This is a genomic window from Mesorhizobium maamorense (assembly GCF_044998965.1).
Taxonomy (GTDB): domain Bacteria; phylum Pseudomonadota; class Alphaproteobacteria; order Rhizobiales; family Rhizobiaceae; genus Mesorhizobium.
On sequence record NZ_CP173356.1, the window covers coordinates 94,015 to 110,076 of the forward strand.

Annotated in this window: 16 protein-coding genes and 2 pseudogenes; all 18 read left to right on the forward strand. The window is 58.1% G+C overall.

Translation table 11 applies throughout. The annotated features are described in order from the left end of the window. Positions 1-13: 13 nt before the first annotated feature. Positions 14-493, forward strand: coding sequence for a NifX-associated nitrogen fixation protein (locus tag ACIU1A_RS01020; RefSeq protein ID WP_404926330.1), 480 nt, complete (start codon positions 14-16; stop codon positions 491-493). Beyond that, positions 493-1,302 (forward strand): response regulator transcription factor, encoded by an 810-nt coding sequence (locus tag ACIU1A_RS01025; protein ID WP_404926331.1) that lies wholly within the window; start codon positions 493-495, stop codon positions 1,300-1,302. The genes ACIU1A_RS01020 and ACIU1A_RS01025 overlap by 1 nt, the downstream gene beginning before the upstream one ends. A 91-nt stretch (positions 1,303-1,393) precedes the next feature. Next, entirely contained in the window at positions 1,394-2,284 is an 891-nt protein-coding gene (locus tag ACIU1A_RS01030; RefSeq protein ID WP_404926332.1) for a universal stress protein, read from the forward strand. A 2,432-nt stretch (positions 2,285-4,716) separates the two neighbouring features. Beyond that, positions 4,717-5,271: pseudogene (locus ACIU1A_RS01035) on the forward strand (SidA/IucD/PvdA family monooxygenase); the annotation flags it as partial. A 107-nt stretch (positions 5,272-5,378) separates the two neighbouring features. Continuing rightward, on the forward strand, positions 5,379-6,080 hold the full coding sequence (locus ACIU1A_RS01040) for a SidA/IucD/PvdA family monooxygenase (protein ID WP_404926333.1): 702 nt from the start codon (positions 5,379-5,381) through the stop codon (positions 6,078-6,080). A gap of 70 nt (positions 6,081-6,150) precedes the next feature. Then, positions 6,151-7,203, forward strand: a complete 1,053-nt coding sequence (locus ACIU1A_RS01045) for a class I tRNA ligase family protein (RefSeq protein ID WP_404926334.1) — start codon at positions 6,151-6,153, stop codon at positions 7,201-7,203. 653 nt (positions 7,204-7,856) lie between these two features. Continuing rightward, positions 7,857-8,141, forward strand: a complete 285-nt coding sequence (locus tag ACIU1A_RS01050; protein WP_404928064.1) for a TlpA family protein disulfide reductase — start codon at positions 7,857-7,859, stop codon at positions 8,139-8,141. Continuing rightward, positions 8,105-9,010, forward strand: a complete 906-nt coding sequence (locus ACIU1A_RS01055; protein WP_404926335.1) for a TlpA family protein disulfide reductase — start codon at positions 8,105-8,107, stop codon at positions 9,008-9,010. The genes ACIU1A_RS01050 and ACIU1A_RS01055 overlap by 37 nt, the downstream gene beginning before the upstream one ends. A gap of 144 nt (positions 9,011-9,154) precedes the next feature. Beyond that, positions 9,155-9,415 (forward strand): hypothetical protein, encoded by a 261-nt coding sequence (locus tag ACIU1A_RS01060; protein ID WP_063171312.1) that lies wholly within the window; start codon positions 9,155-9,157, stop codon positions 9,413-9,415. A 370-nt stretch (positions 9,416-9,785) separates the two neighbouring features. Then, a complete protein-coding gene (locus ACIU1A_RS01065) occupies positions 9,786-9,989 on the forward strand; it encodes a CCE_0567 family metalloprotein (protein ID WP_027162749.1) in 204 nt (67 codons plus the stop codon). Next, positions 9,986-10,303 (forward strand): ferredoxin III, nif-specific, encoded by a 318-nt coding sequence (fdxB, locus tag ACIU1A_RS01070; RefSeq protein WP_404926336.1) that lies wholly within the window; start codon positions 9,986-9,988, stop codon positions 10,301-10,303. Before ACIU1A_RS01065 ends, fdxB begins: the two co-directional genes overlap by 4 nt. Before the next feature lie 38 nt (positions 10,304-10,341). Then, entirely contained in the window at positions 10,342-10,662 is a 321-nt protein-coding gene (locus ACIU1A_RS01075) for an exopolysaccharide production repressor protein (RefSeq protein WP_404926337.1), read from the forward strand. Between the two features lie 793 nt (positions 10,663-11,455). After that, positions 11,456-12,130 (forward strand): hypothetical protein, encoded by a 675-nt coding sequence (locus tag ACIU1A_RS01080; protein ID WP_404928065.1) that lies wholly within the window; start codon positions 11,456-11,458, stop codon positions 12,128-12,130. Positions 12,131-12,132: 2 nt separating this feature from the next. Next, positions 12,133-13,149, forward strand: coding sequence for a S8/S53 family peptidase (locus ACIU1A_RS01085; protein ID WP_404926338.1), 1,017 nt, complete (start codon positions 12,133-12,135; stop codon positions 13,147-13,149). 68 nt (positions 13,150-13,217) lie between these two features. After that, positions 13,218-13,370, forward strand: coding sequence for a hypothetical protein (locus ACIU1A_RS01090; protein ID WP_404926339.1), 153 nt, complete (start codon positions 13,218-13,220; stop codon positions 13,368-13,370). Next, positions 13,371-14,330 carry a S8/S53 family peptidase gene (locus ACIU1A_RS01095; RefSeq protein ID WP_404926340.1) on the forward strand — a complete coding sequence of 320 codons (960 nt, stop codon included), beginning with the start codon at positions 13,371-13,373 and terminating at the stop codon, positions 14,328-14,330. It abuts the gene before it with no gap. Positions 14,331-14,729: 399 nt separating this feature from the next. Then, a pseudogene (locus ACIU1A_RS01100) lies at positions 14,730-15,125 on the forward strand (pyridoxal-phosphate dependent enzyme); the annotation flags it as partial. A 71-nt stretch (positions 15,126-15,196) separates the two neighbouring features. Then, entirely contained in the window at positions 15,197-15,808 is a 612-nt protein-coding gene (locus ACIU1A_RS01105) for a pyridoxal-phosphate dependent enzyme (protein WP_404928066.1), read from the forward strand. Positions 15,809-16,062 lie beyond the last annotated feature (254 nt).

Genomic DNA, 16,062 nt, shown 5'->3' on the forward strand with positions numbered 1-16,062 from the left:
ATGAGGAGGCGAAATGACCGACCCTTCGGTTAGCCCTGCCGTCGCCGGAGACGAGGTGGCGCTTGCCAGCCCGTTTCTCAAATGCCTCGTGCGGCTGATCCGTGCTCAGGATTCCTACGGAGCGTGGGAGGGCAAAGCGGAAGCCGAACTGCTGGCCGCCTTCATCATCACCAGGGAACAGCGCCGTGCAATCCCGATCGTCGGCAATCCCGATCCGGACGTGCTGTGGAGGCTTGATATGTTCTACACCGCCGTTGGGCTGGCGATCGAGGAGCGCTGCGGCCTGATGGCCTCGCCGATGATGGAGCTGAGCAATGAGGGCTTTGGGCGCGTGCTTTTCATGGCCGGGCGGTTGGTCGCTCTCTCGAAGACGCTACGCGATGTCCACCGGTTCGGGTTCGAGACGCTCCGCAAGCTCGCCGAGGCCGGCACGAAACTGGTTGGCGAGGCAATCGCCGCCATCGAAACCTATCCCGAGGTGGCGCGTGCGTAATGGAGCAGGTTTTGAGCAAAGGGACCGTGACAGATCCTGAGCGGCGCGATGGCCTCTGCTCAGCCGATGCGGTCCAGGCCGATGTGGCTTTTGAGGCCGCGATAATGAAGCCACTCGTCCTGATCTGTACGCAAGATGCCGAGCACTACATGTACCTCAGCCACATACTGGAGGCGGACGGCTTCGCCACTGAGTCGGCAGGCGGGGCAAAGGAAGCGCTTGCACTGGCGGACGAACGGGAATTTCAGGCCGTGGTGCTGGACTGCGGGCCAGCAAGCATATCTGGCTCCCCAATCTGCTCCCGGCTCAAACAGGAGCCCCGCACCCGCGGGCTGCCAGTGATCGCCCTGATCGCGCCCGGCGCCGAGAACCAGTACCTTAGTCTCCTGAAGGCAGGCATTGACGAGATTCTTGGGCGGCCCAACGCGCCGGCCAAGCTGCTGGACTGTCTGCGGGCGCAGCTGGCGCTGCCCAGGCGAGGGGAAAATCGTCTTGAATACGGAGGCTGGCTCAGCTGTGGCGACCTCGAGATGAAGGTCGACGCCCACCGGATTCGCGGTAACGGCCACGACATCCACCTCGGACGCATCCAGTTCAACATACTGCGGCTTATGATTGAAGCTCCCGGAAAGGTCTTGAGCAGGGACGAGCTTATCGGCGCGGCCTGGCCGCCCAACATCCATGTCGGTCCACGCACCGTCGACGTCCATATCAGCCGGCTCAGAAAGGCGCTTCGGGCGGCGTGGCCTGGCAGCGTCATTCGCACCGACAGGTCGGCCGGCTACTCGCTCGAGAAGCCGGCCGGCTGAGTCAAATGCCGGGTCTGGTCCCACAGCCCTCTCGCTGTGAGCCGGTTCGCGGCTTGAACACCTAGAAGAATACTCGGGAAGAAGCAGGCAAATGGGTTTCAAAAGCGTACTCTGCGTGACCGGCGCTGACGGTTCCGATCAGGACGTCAGAACTGCCGCCCGCTTGTGTGCCGAAGTCGGCGCGCATCTTTCCGTACTGATCCTACCGCCTCCGATGCTCATCATGTCGTATTATCCGTCGATTGGAGATGGTGTCCCCGAATGGCCTGTGGGAAGTGGGCTGGCAATTGCCCGATTGAACGATCGTTTTCGGGAAATCGATCGATTTACACAGGACGTGGCGAGACTGGAAAGACGCTCCAAAGATCTCCAGAAGCTGCTGGGATCCATGTCGCTCTCATTTGACATCGACACCGACTGCTGCGATCCGGCTAGCCTGGGTGAGTTGGCACGACAGCGGGCGCGCTGTTCCGACCTTACAATCATCGGACCGGGCCTTCTCAATGACGAGACTCTCGGGCCTCCTGTAGTAAACGGCTGCTTATTCGATACGGGAAAGCCGGTGCTCGTTGTGCCGAAGGGGGCTGAGGCAACGCTGTGGCCACGGCGAGTCCTGGTCGGTTGGGATTCTCGCGTCGAGGCTTCCCGTGCGGTTCGGGAAGCGCTCGGTCTCCTCTGCGTTGCTGAGGACGTTCGTGTCGCCCTGGTAGATCCGAAGGCGAACTACAATGGGAAGGGCGCGGAGCCTGGAGCCGACATCGCTGCCTATCTCACTCGACACGGTGTTCGAGTCTCGGTTGACCTACTGCCAGGTGCCGGCAAATCGGCCGCCACGGTGCTTGCGCAGCACGCAATCGACATTTCTGCCGAATTGATAGTCATGGGCGCTTATGGCAGCCGTCGGCTGCGTGAGCGGCTCTTTGGGGGTGTGACCAGATGGATTTTTGAAAAGCCGACATTGCCGCTGTTTTTGGCTCGATGACGGTTCCTGAGCTGACCGATGCTGCTCGAAGCTCTAACGTGATGCCTGCACACATACCGTTGATGCGCTCCATCGAAACAATCATGGAGCATGAAAAGCATTGCTCGGGAGGCGACGCCCGCCGGAAATCTCTCCATTCATGCGCAAGGCGGAAAGGTGGAACGGAGTCCTCCCAGATGCCCAGGGTAAACCCTCAATTTAACCGCTAGCTTTTCCTGGCGCATCTTGCACCACCACGAGCTGACGATCGTGCTCGCGACCTCGGGACGCATTCGATCCGCAGCTTCGTCGAGGCTGGCTTCAGGCGTATTGGGAGGGAGATCGTCTGGAAGGGGAACATTGACGAGGTAGGCCGCGAACGCAGGAGTAAGACAGGCGCTGATCCGGATAGAAGCGGCTATTTCGGTCCAGGCCGAGGTGGACCTGCCGATTGGCTAGGACTGCTAAGGCGGCCATCAAGCACGGGAAGCCAAAGACGACTTTTGATGAGCTCGTCTAATGGTCGACACCGATTGTCACGCTTGGAATCACTCTCGTTTAAAGGGCAAGGTAGCGCTGGAGGCAAATGCGTCTGGTCTCTGGCCACGGCCGGCATGGTTGGGGTGCGCAGTGGTGCGCCGCTGTCCGGCGCGCCCGAGGCAAAGGCCCTACGTGGCTTGCCGTTGCAAAACCAGCTCGCCGGATACACTACGCTGGCGTTGTCGACGGAGTTCGGGCCAAAACCGTCTCTGTAGTACCCCACCGTATGAAAGATGAAGGTATCTCGTTCGATATCGACGAGAGCGATGATGTGCGACTTCCACCCGAACGTCGGGTCGAAGCCGCTCATCCGATCCTGGAGCCGTGAGTCAACGCCCGCGGTCAGATAATCCTTGCTGCTTCCAAGGTAGAGAACATCTGCGCCGGATCCGCAGAGCTTGTCATTGTCCCTCCCGACAATGCGCGGTTCGTCGCGGCCATTGTCACCGGAGAGTTCGTCCCACGCCTTCTCGCCGCAGGATCCGTGATCGCTTTCCCGGGCCAAAGATTGGTCGTCGCCGCAATCGGCGATCGATCGATGCCACTAGAACCCAGGCTAACATCGTGACGCTCGTTGCCGAAGGTTTCGGAAGCTGGTTGACCGCTAAGAAACCGTTTCAGCTGTAGGAAGAGTTTTTTGATCTTAATTCTCCCCCAACACGCGACGAAGCATCTTCCTATAATGGTGGTCGGGTCATCGCTCTAATCGATTGTCATTATGCTCTCATTTGCACGATGAATGGTCCCACGTGTATTTCGCCTCTCCGCCGAGCAGTGCGCATGGCACTGCGGCGGCCCAACTGGGTGGCCAATCATCTGAACATTCGAGATGCCAAACCGCCGACCGTGTGGTGGTCACGTCTCTGGGGCCACATCGTCGTGCAGGGCACCACAGACCAGATATTGTCACCGCCCCACGGCCCCACCGCCCCTATACCGATGCACCTTTGTCGGACCGTCCCGGTTGCCGATCCTGTGTCATCAAGAAACTGATTGTGCTCGAAAGCGACATTTCCTCGGCGATGGATCCGCCGAGCGGCTGCCTCTCCAGAACTGCTGTCCGCGAAGGCATCTGGTTCCCAGAGAAATTTGTAAGCGCGAGGTTCCGCTCATCCGAAAGCTACCCGGTAGCCATAACACCAAGTGTCACCTACCGGACGCGGTCTTCGCAGTGATGGAGCCGGTCATCAAACTCAAGCCTTAGCCGAAGAGGAGGCGGGGGTGAGAGAGGCGGGATCGGGATAGGGATAGGATCAATTCGCGGTCGGGTGTGCGCCAGTTGCTGTGCGGCCGTGTCGACGTCCCTACAGCCTCATCGTTGTTAGGTCGCCATCCGGTCCCGACTTAGGCGCGGCGCGCCCCGCCGGTGCCCCACCTCACCAGCAGGGGTGCTAGTTTCAAGCAAACCAATGAGCGAGACGAATTTCCCGAAGGCCCCACGGGATTTCCTTGGATAAGCGAACCAGCTTTCCCTACCGAAGAGTATTTTTCGGGTGCGGAGCTGCCTTAGTCCACCGGCAAGAGAACGGCGGCGTTCGGCCGGCGCAAGATTGCTTCAATGTCGGATACCCGACAGGATCACAAACCCGCACCCCGTTGCTTTCACAATAATTCCCTTGTGGCACGCTAGATGCAAGGCTCCTTCTGAACACATTAAGGATGCCTCCTATGATCAGGCCCACGGAAGAATGCTATCGCCGTATTCGAGACCGCGCCCTCGCGAATCCCCAAGCCGATCAAACGTCGGCGGCTTATCTTGGAGGGAGCGACTGCGCCCGATTAAAACACGGGATAAGCTTGGAAAGCATCTCGCTGACCGAGACGCGATCATTCGAAGCGGGCAGCGGGCAGTCGATCGCGCCGCCCCACACCTCGCCGACATGAGTGTCGATCTCACCACTATGCTGGGATCCATGGGCTTCACAACTGACCACTTGAAAGCTTCTAGCAACTCCAGCGGCGCCGAGGAGAATGCCCGTGTGGAGCGTAAACCAAGTGGCCGATATTCGCCCCGACCATCGCCTGATTGGGAAACACCTACACGAGCAGAGCAAGTAGAGCTCTCTTGCATTGGAGTGGGTGCCGGGCCGTCTAATTTGAGCCTTGCGTGTCAGATACACGAGCAAATTGGGCAAGGGGCCTTGTTCCTGGATCGGCAAGTCGACTTCCGCTGGCACCCAGGCAGCGCATTCGATTCCTCGGAGCTCCAGGTCAGCCACTTCAAGGATCTGGTCACGCTCGTGAATCCGCGATCAGCCTACACTTTCATAAACTACCTGCACGAGAACGGGCGTCTCTACCATTTCCTGAATGCACAGTTCGAGGCCGTGCTCAGAGCTGAGTTCGAGCAATATCTGAGCTGGGCCTTCCAAAGGAACCCGCTTGTCCGGGGCGGCCAGACGGTGCGCGAAATTCGCTTTGACGGCGAGTTTCGGGTGCGCACGGATAACGCGGCTCTCGGCGCCAGAAACGTCGTGATCGGCATTGGCAAGCAGGCGAAAGTTCCGCCTCAGTTTAGGGGTGGACCGGACGCAATCTGTTCCACTCATCTGAATTACTGCACATCCACCCTGAGGTGCACAAAAAGCGTGTCTGTGTGGTCGGCGGGGGACAGTCGGGAGCCGAGGTGCTGTTGCATCTTGTCGGCCTGCCAGAAGAAGGGCGGCCTGCCTCAATCACTTGGGCCTCGCAACGCGAAAACTACCTGCCCCTCGACGACAGCCCGTTCACAAACGAGTTGTTCATGCCCTGCTTTTCGGATCGTTTTGCGGCTATGAGCGAGTCACACCGCAGGCTGTTCCTGCGGCGTTTTATGCTTGCTTCGGACGGCATTTCTGAAAGCACTTTGCGCGCTGTTTATCGGGCGCTGTACCGCCACGCATTTCTTGAGCCAAACCGATGCGCAATCGCACTGCGGCCGGGCTGCACGGTCTTGCACTGCACCAATGCCGGCGCGGCTCACAGGCTGACCCTGCGGCACGGCATGGACGAGTTCGAAGAAGTCACGGCCGAGATCGTCATCCTGGCCACCGGTTACGAGAACGCGATACCAGCCTTCCTGGAACCGATGGCGCACCGGCTGGAAAAGATCGACAATGAACTGGCCATTGGCGACGATTTTTCGGTGAGCTGGGACGGACCGTGTGACAGACGCATCTTCGTACAGAACGCGAGCCTCGGGCAGCGCGGGCTGGCTGAACCTATGCCACGACCTGGGTGCAGTCCGGTCGCGGCACTCGGCCGAGCCGCCGCTGGTCGGCTCCGTGCGCCGCCCTGAACTCGCTCTGGAACGGTGCTATATCAATATAGACCGGCATTTAAGGGCGACGGGCGCCCCCGTTCGGATCATGGACCTCTTCGCGCGTCTACGCCAACGCGCCGACCTTTCCGTGCCCCTTACCCACCCCTCGAACTGGGGCCTGCCTGCCGAAGGGCTCCCGGGGCAGGTGATCTGGGTCTGGCCGGAAATGGCTTTCGGATTCCTTTACAACATCCAAACGCTAGCACGCATGCTTGGCCGCGACTGGAATGCGGCGATGCCCAGCAATGACTGGCAGATTGTCCATTTCTTCGGTTTCGACAATTCCTTCTACCACGCGCTACTCTACCCCGCTGTCTATGCCGAGGTGTTCTCCCACTGGACCCCGCAAGTCCGGTATCACGTGAATGAGTTCTACCTGCTCGATGGGCAGAAGTTCTCGACCAGCCGCCGCCATGCGGTCTGGGGTAAGGAGGTTCTGGGTCCAAAGACAGTCGACGTCGTGCGACTTCATTTGGGCCTGACACGCCCGGAAGGTGAGCGGACGAACTTCACGCTGGACGCGCTACGCCGCACCGAGAATGAGGTGTTCCAGGGAATCTGGCTGAATTGGCTTGCCATGCTGCACCGGGAAATCAAGCAAGACTTTGGCGGCTGTGTACCCGACGCAGGCGACTGGGCTCCCACAGATCGCGCTTTCTTTGCTCGGATAGAGATGCATCGCGCGGGGATGGAACGCGCCTATTCGGACGATGGCTTCTCGGTCCGTCGCGCGGCCGTGCAGGCCTGCGATTTCGTGCGCGATTGCGTAATCTATCGTCAGGCGCAAGACTATGCAGTGGCGCGACGTCTCTATCCCGCCCGCACCCGGACTTCCCTCGCGCTTCAGACAACAGCCGCTGCTATCCTTGCGCATACACTCGCACCGCTGATGCCCCGATTTGCCAACACGCTAGCGCGAGGCATCGATGGCGTCTCAACCGAAACATGGCCCACATCCGTGCGGCGACTTGCGCCAGGGACGATCTTTGATCTCGGACCCGTGCTAGCGTTCTATGCCAAGTCAGAAATCCTAAATGACCAGCGAGCATATGAGCTACCCGAGCCTCGACCGGAGGTGCGCGGCAATCAAAGCCGATGAAGACAAATGTCTTTACTCGCTGCCGCTGGCGCCCGAAAGCCGCTACCAAACTCTTGAGACCAGATTGGCCAACTGAACCAGCGAATCGTTGACGCCGAGCTTGCAGTCCTTACTGCTGCAAATGCCGGCGTGGGCTCTGCGCTGAGCAACCGCTCCGGCATTAGGGATTGCCGTCCGAGTGCCGGTCAAATCAGCCATGGGTCGAGGCACTGAATCTGCAACGCTGCTCAACCTCTGTGATAAAAATAGTGGAAGGTGCATGCGGCATCCGCCGTCAAAACAGCATACGTACTATCCGGCAGCTCGCACTCGATACGCCGGGCCTCATCAACCCGGCGTCTGTGAGGGCTGTTCGCTGTTCTAAGCGATTTACGCACCAGAGATGCGTGTCCAAAACCTCACAGCCGGCAGAAAACATGTCGGGATCGAAACAATCGTCCTCTTGGCTCTGTTCGACTTACGAAGCCAATAAAGCGTTTGCAGCGCGCGAGGCGCGCTGGCACGGCCTTTGCTCGTTGAGGGGCGGCGATGGTGGGTTACCCGCATGAGACCGCGCAACAGGAGTGATGGCCTCCCGTGTGTTCCGTTCCTGAGGGTAGAGCAGATCGCTTATGGACGCCGACGAAGTCCGGGAAAAGCTTTTGGAGAACAACATGGTGTTGCGTATTGAGGCCCCGGCTCCTGCGATCAAAGTCACCGACTGGCTCCGTGGTAAGCCCCTCGCGAACTTTCAACCAGGCAAGGTGTACCTTGTTGAGTTTTGGGCGACCGGGTGCGGAACTTGTGTGGCGGCAATTCCCCATCTGATGCAGCTACAGGACAAATTTAAAAACAGCGGACTTGAGGTCGTCGGGTCGCAGGTAGCGAAGACGGCCCGACCGCGGAGGAGACGCGGACGAGCTTGGATGCTTGGCTGGTTCAGAGATTCCCCAATTTAAATTATCGGATTGCCTTCGATTACACAGGCGAAATGAACAGACTTTGGATGAAGGCGAGTTCTTCTCTCGGGATTCCTGCCTCGTTCCTGGTGGACCGCGACGGCCGCATCGCTTTCATCGGCCACCCGGCGGAACTCGATGACGTTTTACCCAGAGTTATAGGAGGAAGCTGGCGCAGCAGTGACGAAGCGAAAGCCGCCGACAAAGGGCGGATCGATAGGAACGAGCGCACAGCGCGCGAACTGGCGCTGACCGAACCAATTTATGCCAAGCTCCAGCCGGCGATGCAGGCGCAGGAATGGAAGGCGGCACTCTCGGCCGTCGAAGAAGGCCTCGCTTTGATGCCAGACAATTACGGGTTGCGGCATACTCATGTGGATCTTCTGCTTCACAAGATGCGCGACATGGAGGCCGGCTTGCCGGTTATGCGCCACCTAGTCGGAGACGCTATCGACAAGAAGTTTGAGGCCGTATCCTGGATGGTGATGGCCCTGAAGCAACTCTTCGATCCCTCGACGAACAACTCCCATCTTCCCCCTGCTGAGCGCTTCGCGATGGGCAAAGAGCTGTCTGAACAAATCTTGGCACTGAGTCCTCCAGAAAAGGACGGCCCCCTTAAATTCGTTTGGTACGTTCCAGTCGCTGAGTACCATTATGAGTGTGGCAACAAGGTTCGCGCGATCGAGTTGATCGAGGTTGCGCTGAAATCGCTCGACCTTCCGGAGCCAATGCCGGACCACATCAAACATTACTACCTTACCCCCTTGCTCCAAGCCTTGGCCAACTACACGGGTGAGAACGCCTCTTACGCGGATCTCTGCGTGGTTCCACAAACTAAGGCTCCGGAAACCCAAACCGCAGCCGCCTGATGAGCAAAGATCACAAAGGAATACGTGAATTGAACTTGGTCGATTTCTGCGGCGGCGCCGGCAGGAAGTATGCCCCAAGCGTTAGAGGCGGGATCGTTTGCTGCAAATAGGCTCAGACATTAGTGACCAACAAGCGGACACGGCGTGGAAGAGAAGTTCGAGCCGTTTTGCCACGTCTTTGAAGGCATCTCAGTCCAGGACGTGTTCGAGATCGGCCATGAAGACCTTAATTGCCCTGAATCGGGTCCCCCACGCGAGCCGCCGGTTGCGCAGGTGTGCCCGAACTCAGCGTACCCGAAAGCAGAAATCCTCCGTTGCGGACGAGGACTGGAATTTGAGGAAACGAAATTTCTCACGGCGCCTGGCCTGCCGTCAACAACGAGCGCCTTGCCCTTGTTGGAGTAATTCTGGAGTTTTTCCGATGCTCAGCAGTCCCAGGGCTCATGCAAAGGAGATCGGGGACCGAGCTGCTGGCCGGCTTCATCATTCACGGAACTGCGCCGCAAGTCCGATCATTCGCAATCCGGATCCGGATGTGGAGGCATTATGTTTTCATAGATAGCGATCGAGGTGAGCTCAGGTGTGATGAAACTAACATTGAAAGTTTTTGGGCCTCTGGCTCGTGCTTTTCGCGGACGGCAGTTGTTCGTTCTGTCGAGGCGTCCGCCGGTTGGCATTTCCGGGAAGTCGCGGACGGAACCAAACTGGTCGATGATGCGACTGCAGCTATTGTAATGTCGAGCGGGCGTGAAAGACCGATTTTCGAGGAAGGATCATGTCGAACTTGGATGAGATGGTGAAGAAGGTCCGAAAGCTTCAACTGCGCGCAGCAATTGCTAAGACGAACCTGCGTGACCTGGCCGAAGGTCTTCCGGTGAAATGGACTGAGATAGAGGAAGTGGCCGAGAAGGCGCACGCCGTCTATGCGGAGCTGCACGGTGCCAGGAGAGAGCTCACGAAAATGAAGAGTTTACAGTGAGAAGCGCATTCATCACCCGCGACGGCTCCAAATGGATGCCGGAATATCTGACGACTATAAATGGCAAGATCTGTATCGGCTGCGGGCGCTGTTTCAAAGTCTGCTCGCGCGAGGTCATGCATCTTTACGGCGTCGATGACGCGGGTGAAATCCTCGGCGCCTGCGACGGCGGTGACGACGATTTCGACGGTGAGCTCAATCGCATGGTCATGGTTGTCGACTATGCCGGCCGCTGCATTGGCTGCGGAGCCTGCGGCCGCGTCTGCCCAAAGAACTGCCAGACCCATGTCACGGCCGACCAGATCGCAGCATGAGCTGCATGATTTGACGAGACAAAATCAGGAGAACGGCATTGCGCTTCATCACCTTTTGTCGGCTCCTCGGGCTGGTCCTGTGCTGCAACGCTGTGACGGTTTACTTCGCCTCGCATTCTTTCCGTCTAGCACTCGTCACGACGCTGGGCTGTTCGCTAGTTCTTCAGCTGGGCTATTTTGCAAGTGTGCTCTTTCTGATTTGGCGATGCAGGTGCGCTGGCAAAGCCGGGCAAGGGGCTGAGCTTTTCGATAGGTCCCAGGAAGTTCGGTACAAGTCGCGCGACGATGAGCACATGAATGAAACTCAAGATGTGCCACAGCGCAATCAAACGCTCGGCATATCGCTGCTCCTTCCTTGAGGCGCCGTAACAAGATCAGAGCTCAGATTCGTCACTTTGTTCAAGTTGATTATTGAGGTCATGGTTCCCTGGAAAAGTCGAAGGCGACGGCATTCTCATGGTTCAACGCCAGGTACGCACACAACCCACGAACACCCTTGCGGGTGCGCTCTGGTTCAGGCGTAGGTTGATACTGAGAGGCACGTTAGACGTTGTCCGATAGCCGACAATGTCGGGTACGCAACGGAGAGGAAGCTGACGCTCGGGTTTTTCTAGCGCTTTTTGGCTTGGCACGGTACCTGCTCGCTATCGCGGATTGAGTGGTCCCATCGCCACGAAAGTCGCTAGCTTACGCCACCTCCCAAGGCGAACCCAGCCCGGCAGGCAGCTTCGTCTTTGCCGGGCATGCATTTTCAGACGTACTCGCGTTCAGAACTTCAAATCATGCGGCGCAATGCCCGGCCGAAGAGGATTGCGTCGAATATGGAGGCCGTTCGAGGACTCTCCGATGTATGGCCGGAGCGCGAAGGGAGTGTTCCTGTGCCCATGCGGGGGGTCACGCTCAGCGTGTTCGTCGACATCCGTCAATTGTGTCGGCTTTGTCGGTTTGACGACACAGCCTTGGTTGGCCGGCATCTTGGACGTTTTTAGCTAAGCCGCTGAAAACAAATGTATAATCCCTTCCCCTTACACTGTCATATAGATGGCACGAATTTTGCTGGATTTCGTCGATAGGGCGGGAGCAGCTTGCCAGGGAAGAGCGAAGAGATGGCTCGACAAAATTGAAGGACGGGGGATCACAGATTTGTTGCGAATGAATACGTTGCCCGCTGGCGGCCCTGCGTCTGCGGCTAGAGCCTCCGTGCGGTTTGAAGATGCGGCGAGGGTTTACATGATTTGCTGGCGGGTCCGACAATGGGCGCTGCAGATGTGCATACGGTTGGCGAGCTACGTCCTGTTTGTGATGGCATTCTTCGTCAGCGCTATGACTGCGAACGGACAGGAGACCAGCCTTGTCGGCATTTACCAGGGTTCGGAGCTAACCGCGGCCGCCAACCATCTGGGGCAAGGCGGATACGAGCTGTCGGGTGGTACCAAAGTGTCTTTCGACAAGTGGTACCACAGCAGATGGATCGACATGCGATTTGAAATGTTGACGCAGCTGTCGGATGATTTCGGTCTCCTGTGGGGCGCGAGCACCGGCCAACGTGCCGAAAAGGTCCGAATCGACCCAGGTGTAAAACTCGGCTTTATTCTGCAAAAGCGACCGACGCCGTCCACGACGCTTTCTCTCACCGTCAGTTCGATTTTGGGCGGGAACCTGACGGAACGACCTTGCACGGCTGACTATGGCGCCCTCGGCGGCTTCCATACAGTGAATTGCCGTCTGGCCGCCTCGCAACTGCGGCCCTCGGACACGTTGAAATACATGACAAACCTCGAGCCAAGCCGATGGAAACTCGACCTTCGGTTCAGGGGTGAATTTTAGCGATGGTGAAAGGCAAGGTCGTAACTTTCATTGATGAAGAACAATCAGACAGGAAGTTGATTATGCACAAAACACAATTGTTCCCGGCAGGTTTCGTTGTCGGTCTTATAGCATGCCTGTTGGCTGCACCCGGTTTCGCGGGTGATCTCGATGCCGGTATCAGCCGCAAAGGAACGACCGGTAATCCAGCCGCGGAAAGCAGTAGCTCGGGCTGTCCACAAAATGCCGACGGCACATTCTGCTGGATGAGCCCAGATATTGGTGAAGCATGGACATCAGGCTTTATCGGTTCCGGCGTATCGATAAATGTCATAGATGATTTCAAGGAACAGCCATTCGATGCAGACCTCGGTCGCGGTACGCAGAGGCAGCGACATGGAGATTGGGTCGCTGAAATTGCCGGCATGGTCGCCCCTGGCGCAAACGTATTCAAGTATGACTATCTCGAGGGGTCTCCGATCGGGCTGCAGGATGGCCTCAATATCATCAATGCGAGCTACCGCATTATAGAGCCACTGAGCCAGCATCCGCGCGAGCAGGCGATCGTCGATGCCGCCTGGGCGGGCACTGCCATCGTCACAAAGAGTGCCGACAACCGCAGCAACGAGGTAGGTAGGCCGCACGAAGGGGATTTCGATGGGCTAACCCTCGGGCTGATCGGGGCGCCAACGGCAATCTTCGTGGGTGCGCTCGACCATAATGGCACTCCCGCGAACAAGACACGGCTGGCCCGATACTCGAATTATCCCGGCTCAAACCCCGAGGTGCGGAACCAGTTCCTGACCGTGGGTGTCGAGGGTGACAAGACTGGCCTATACGGCACGTCTCATGCGGCACCTGTGGTTGCAGGCTATGCCGCCATCCTTGGTAGCAAGTTCACGTCCGCAACTCCGAAACAGATTACTAATCAGCTGCTGGATACAGCCAGGACCGATACGCTCGTCAACTACAATCCGGCGACTTACGGCCGCGGCGAAGCCAGCCTTCCGAGGGCGCTGGCACCCGTTTCGATCCACTAGACTGCCTCCCTACCCTCATGCGTCCGAACGTGGGTGGATCGCGGCGCCCAGGATGTGAATTGCCGTATGTGGCTTCGCTGCTCCGGCTGGCGGACACGTTGAAATACCTGGCGAACGCTCATCTGAATCCGCTGAACATCGGTCTCTGGTTCAGAGGTCGTCCTAGCCAGGGTGAAATGCTTCGTCTTTTTGATGAAGAACAGTTCAAACAGGAGAGTTGAATGCAGATAAAGCGATTGTTGCCGGTGGCGTACCTTGCCAGTCTTGTCCTATCGACGTCGGCACAACCCGGTTTCGCCGATGACCTCCGATCCAGGCTCGCCGGCGATGGAGGGGCTGCAAGGCCAGCCATGGAGGGCAGCAGCTCGCGTTGCCCACAAAATGCCGATGGCACATTTTGCTGGATGAGCCCGGACGTCGGCACAGCATGGGCCTCGGGCTATAATGGGTCTGGCGTGTCGGTAACTATCATAGATGACTTCACTGGTAACATGGGACAGGTGGGGGATCTCGGCCATGGCTCCCAATGGCGGCGACATGGGCAGTGGGTCGCTCAAGCAGCCGGCATGGTCGCGCCTGGCGCAAACATAACCGAGCTTGACTATTCGGAACAAGTTCCGCTCACGCTGAAGCAGGGCCTCAATGTCATTAATCTGAGCTATGGCCTTAACGAACCAGTGAGCGAGTACCGGCTTGAGCAGTCGATTGTCGATGCGGCTCGGGCTGGTGCTGCGGTCTTCACAAAGGCAGCCGGCAACGGGTCCGTAGCGGTAGATACCCTTGCCGATGGGGATATTGATTTCCTTGCTCTCGACCTGATTGGGAGGCAATCGGCAATCTTTGTGGGTGCGCTAGAGCGCAATGGCACTCCCGAAAACAAGGCAAAGCTCGCCTCCTATTCGAATTACGCCGGTTCAGATTCGGAGGTGCAGAACCACTTCCTGACAGTGGGGGTCGAGAGCGACAAGACTGGCCTAACCGGAACGTCTGTCGCGGCATCTGTGGTTGCAGGCTATGCCGCTATCCTTGGCAGCAAGTTCACGTCCGCAACTCCGACACAGATTACTAATCAGCTGCTGGATACAGCCAGGACCGATACGCTCATCAATTACGATGCGGCAACTTATGGTCACGGGGAGGCCAGTCTTTCGAGGGCACTGGCACCCGTTTCGATCAGGTAGACGTGCATCCGATTGAGCAGCTAAACTTTCTGTGAGGCGTCAGAGCCACAAAAATCGCCTACCAGAATTCGCCCCAGAAACCGCGCGGTTCGTGCCGATCCAATCGCAAACAAGAGCCCATTGCGTTCTATCGAAGTCTGTTGGTTTGGCGGTCTGGCTGCGCTTGCAAAGCCGGCAACAACGCAGATGTCGATCGGGTGTCGTCGTACGTTTCCGAGGCGATGGTCGCCTCATCGCCGCACGCCGACATGTGGATCGCTTCGTCTCGGTCGCAAGGAAAGCGCTGGAAATCGCCAAGGCTCAGATGGGTGGTCGGAGAGCCCGGCGGACCAATCCAAGCAGCGCTTATTAAATGAGTTTTGTGGCTATTTCAGCTGAATGATCATCGCCGGAGAGAATATGCTGCAAAAATTCGAGCGTTACCCGCTCACCTTTGGACCCACATCCATCGAGAAGCTCGACCGGCTCGGCAAGCATCTGGGCGGCAAGGTCGAGATCTACGCTAAACGCGAGGACTGCAACTCTGGTCTCGCATTCGGCGGAAACAAGCTGCGCAAGCTCGAATATATTGTTCCCGACGCGATCGCGTCTGATGCAGATACGCTCGTCACCGTCGGCGGCGTGCAGTCCAACCACACGCGCATAGTCGCCGCGGTAGCCGCTAAGATCGGAATGAAATGTCTCCTGGTTCAGGAGAGCTGGGTTCCACATGAGGATGTCGCCTACGACCGGGTCGGCAACATTCTCTTGAGTCGCATTATGGGAGCGGAGGTGCGTCTGGTCGTGATAGCTTTGACATCGGTATCCGGCACAGTTGGGAAAAAGCGCTCTATGAGGTCAAGGCGAGGGGCGGCAGACCTTACGCGATACCAGCCGGCGCATCTGCTCACCCGAATGGCGGCCTCGGCTATGTCGGGTTCGCCGAGGAAGTGCGCGCCCAGGAGAAACAGCTTGGGTTTGCCTTCGACTACATCGTCGTTTGCACTGTCACCGGTTCAACGCATGCCGGCATGATCGTCGGGTTCTCCGAGGACAGTCGACGGCGCAAAGTGATCGGTATCGAAGCCTCTGCCACTCCTGCAAAGACAAAGGCACAGGTGCTTCGTATCGCCCAACATACAGCGATGCTCGTTGAGCTCGGTACGGACCTCGTCGAGGACGACGTGGTGTTGCTCGAAGACTATGCATATCCGTGTTATGGCATTCCATCCGAGCAAACCAAGGAGGCGATCCGCCTGGGCGCTCGGCTCGAGGGTATGATTACCGATCCCGTCTATGAGGGCAAATCGATGCAAGGAATGATCGACCTCGTCCAAAAAGGTTTCTTTCCAGAGGGATCGCGCGTTCTCTATGCCCCATCTCGGCGGCGCGCCGGCGCTCAACGGTTATGGCTACACGTTTCGCAATGGCTGATGCTCGACAGAGTGGTTTCGCCACCTGCGGTGCCGGCGATGCTCAAGTTCGTTCGAGTCCTTTAGCCAGCTCTCTGGCTCAGAGGGTGCCAGCATTCCGAGGCGGCTGCGTGGCCGTCTGGCATATGCTGAGGCAGCTTGCCGCTCCGGCTGGGCTCATTGCGGATATCTCTCCGCTATGATCCCTCAGAATGTCGCGCTCTTGGGTCGGTCGGAACTGAGCGCCCACGGGCTTTCGACCCAAAAGCCTGGAAGATGCGTGGGCAAGAGATTGTAGTATCAGCCCGCGCAGCAAAGGCGTCGAGCTCGGCTGTGACGCG

What these genes read in the sequence shown, in the direction of transcription:
- ACIU1A_RS01020 (WP_404926330.1), top strand. Translation starts at nt 14, where the DNA reads ATGACCGACCCTTCGGTTAGCCCTGCCGTCGCCGGAGACGAGGTGGCG.
- ACIU1A_RS01025 (WP_404926331.1), top strand. Translation starts at nt 493, where the DNA reads ATGGAGCAGGTTTTGAGCAAAGGGACCGTGACAGATCCTGAGCGGCGC.
- ACIU1A_RS01030 (WP_404926332.1), top strand. Translation starts at nt 1,394, where the DNA reads ATGGGTTTCAAAAGCGTACTCTGCGTGACCGGCGCTGACGGTTCCGAT.
- ACIU1A_RS01045 (WP_404926334.1), top strand. Translation starts at nt 6,151, where the DNA reads ATGGACCTCTTCGCGCGTCTACGCCAACGCGCCGACCTTTCCGTGCCC.
- ACIU1A_RS01050 (WP_404928064.1), top strand. Translation starts at nt 7,857, where the DNA reads ATGGTGTTGCGTATTGAGGCCCCGGCTCCTGCGATCAAAGTCACCGAC.
- ACIU1A_RS01065 (WP_027162749.1), top strand. Translation starts at nt 9,786, where the DNA reads ATGTCGAACTTGGATGAGATGGTGAAGAAGGTCCGAAAGCTTCAACTG.
- ACIU1A_RS01080 (WP_404928065.1), top strand. Translation starts at nt 11,456, where the DNA reads ATGAATACGTTGCCCGCTGGCGGCCCTGCGTCTGCGGCTAGAGCCTCC.
- ACIU1A_RS01085 (WP_404926338.1), top strand. Translation starts at nt 12,133, where the DNA reads ATGGTGAAAGGCAAGGTCGTAACTTTCATTGATGAAGAACAATCAGAC.
- ACIU1A_RS01095 (WP_404926340.1), top strand. Translation starts at nt 13,371, where the DNA reads ATGCAGATAAAGCGATTGTTGCCGGTGGCGTACCTTGCCAGTCTTGTC.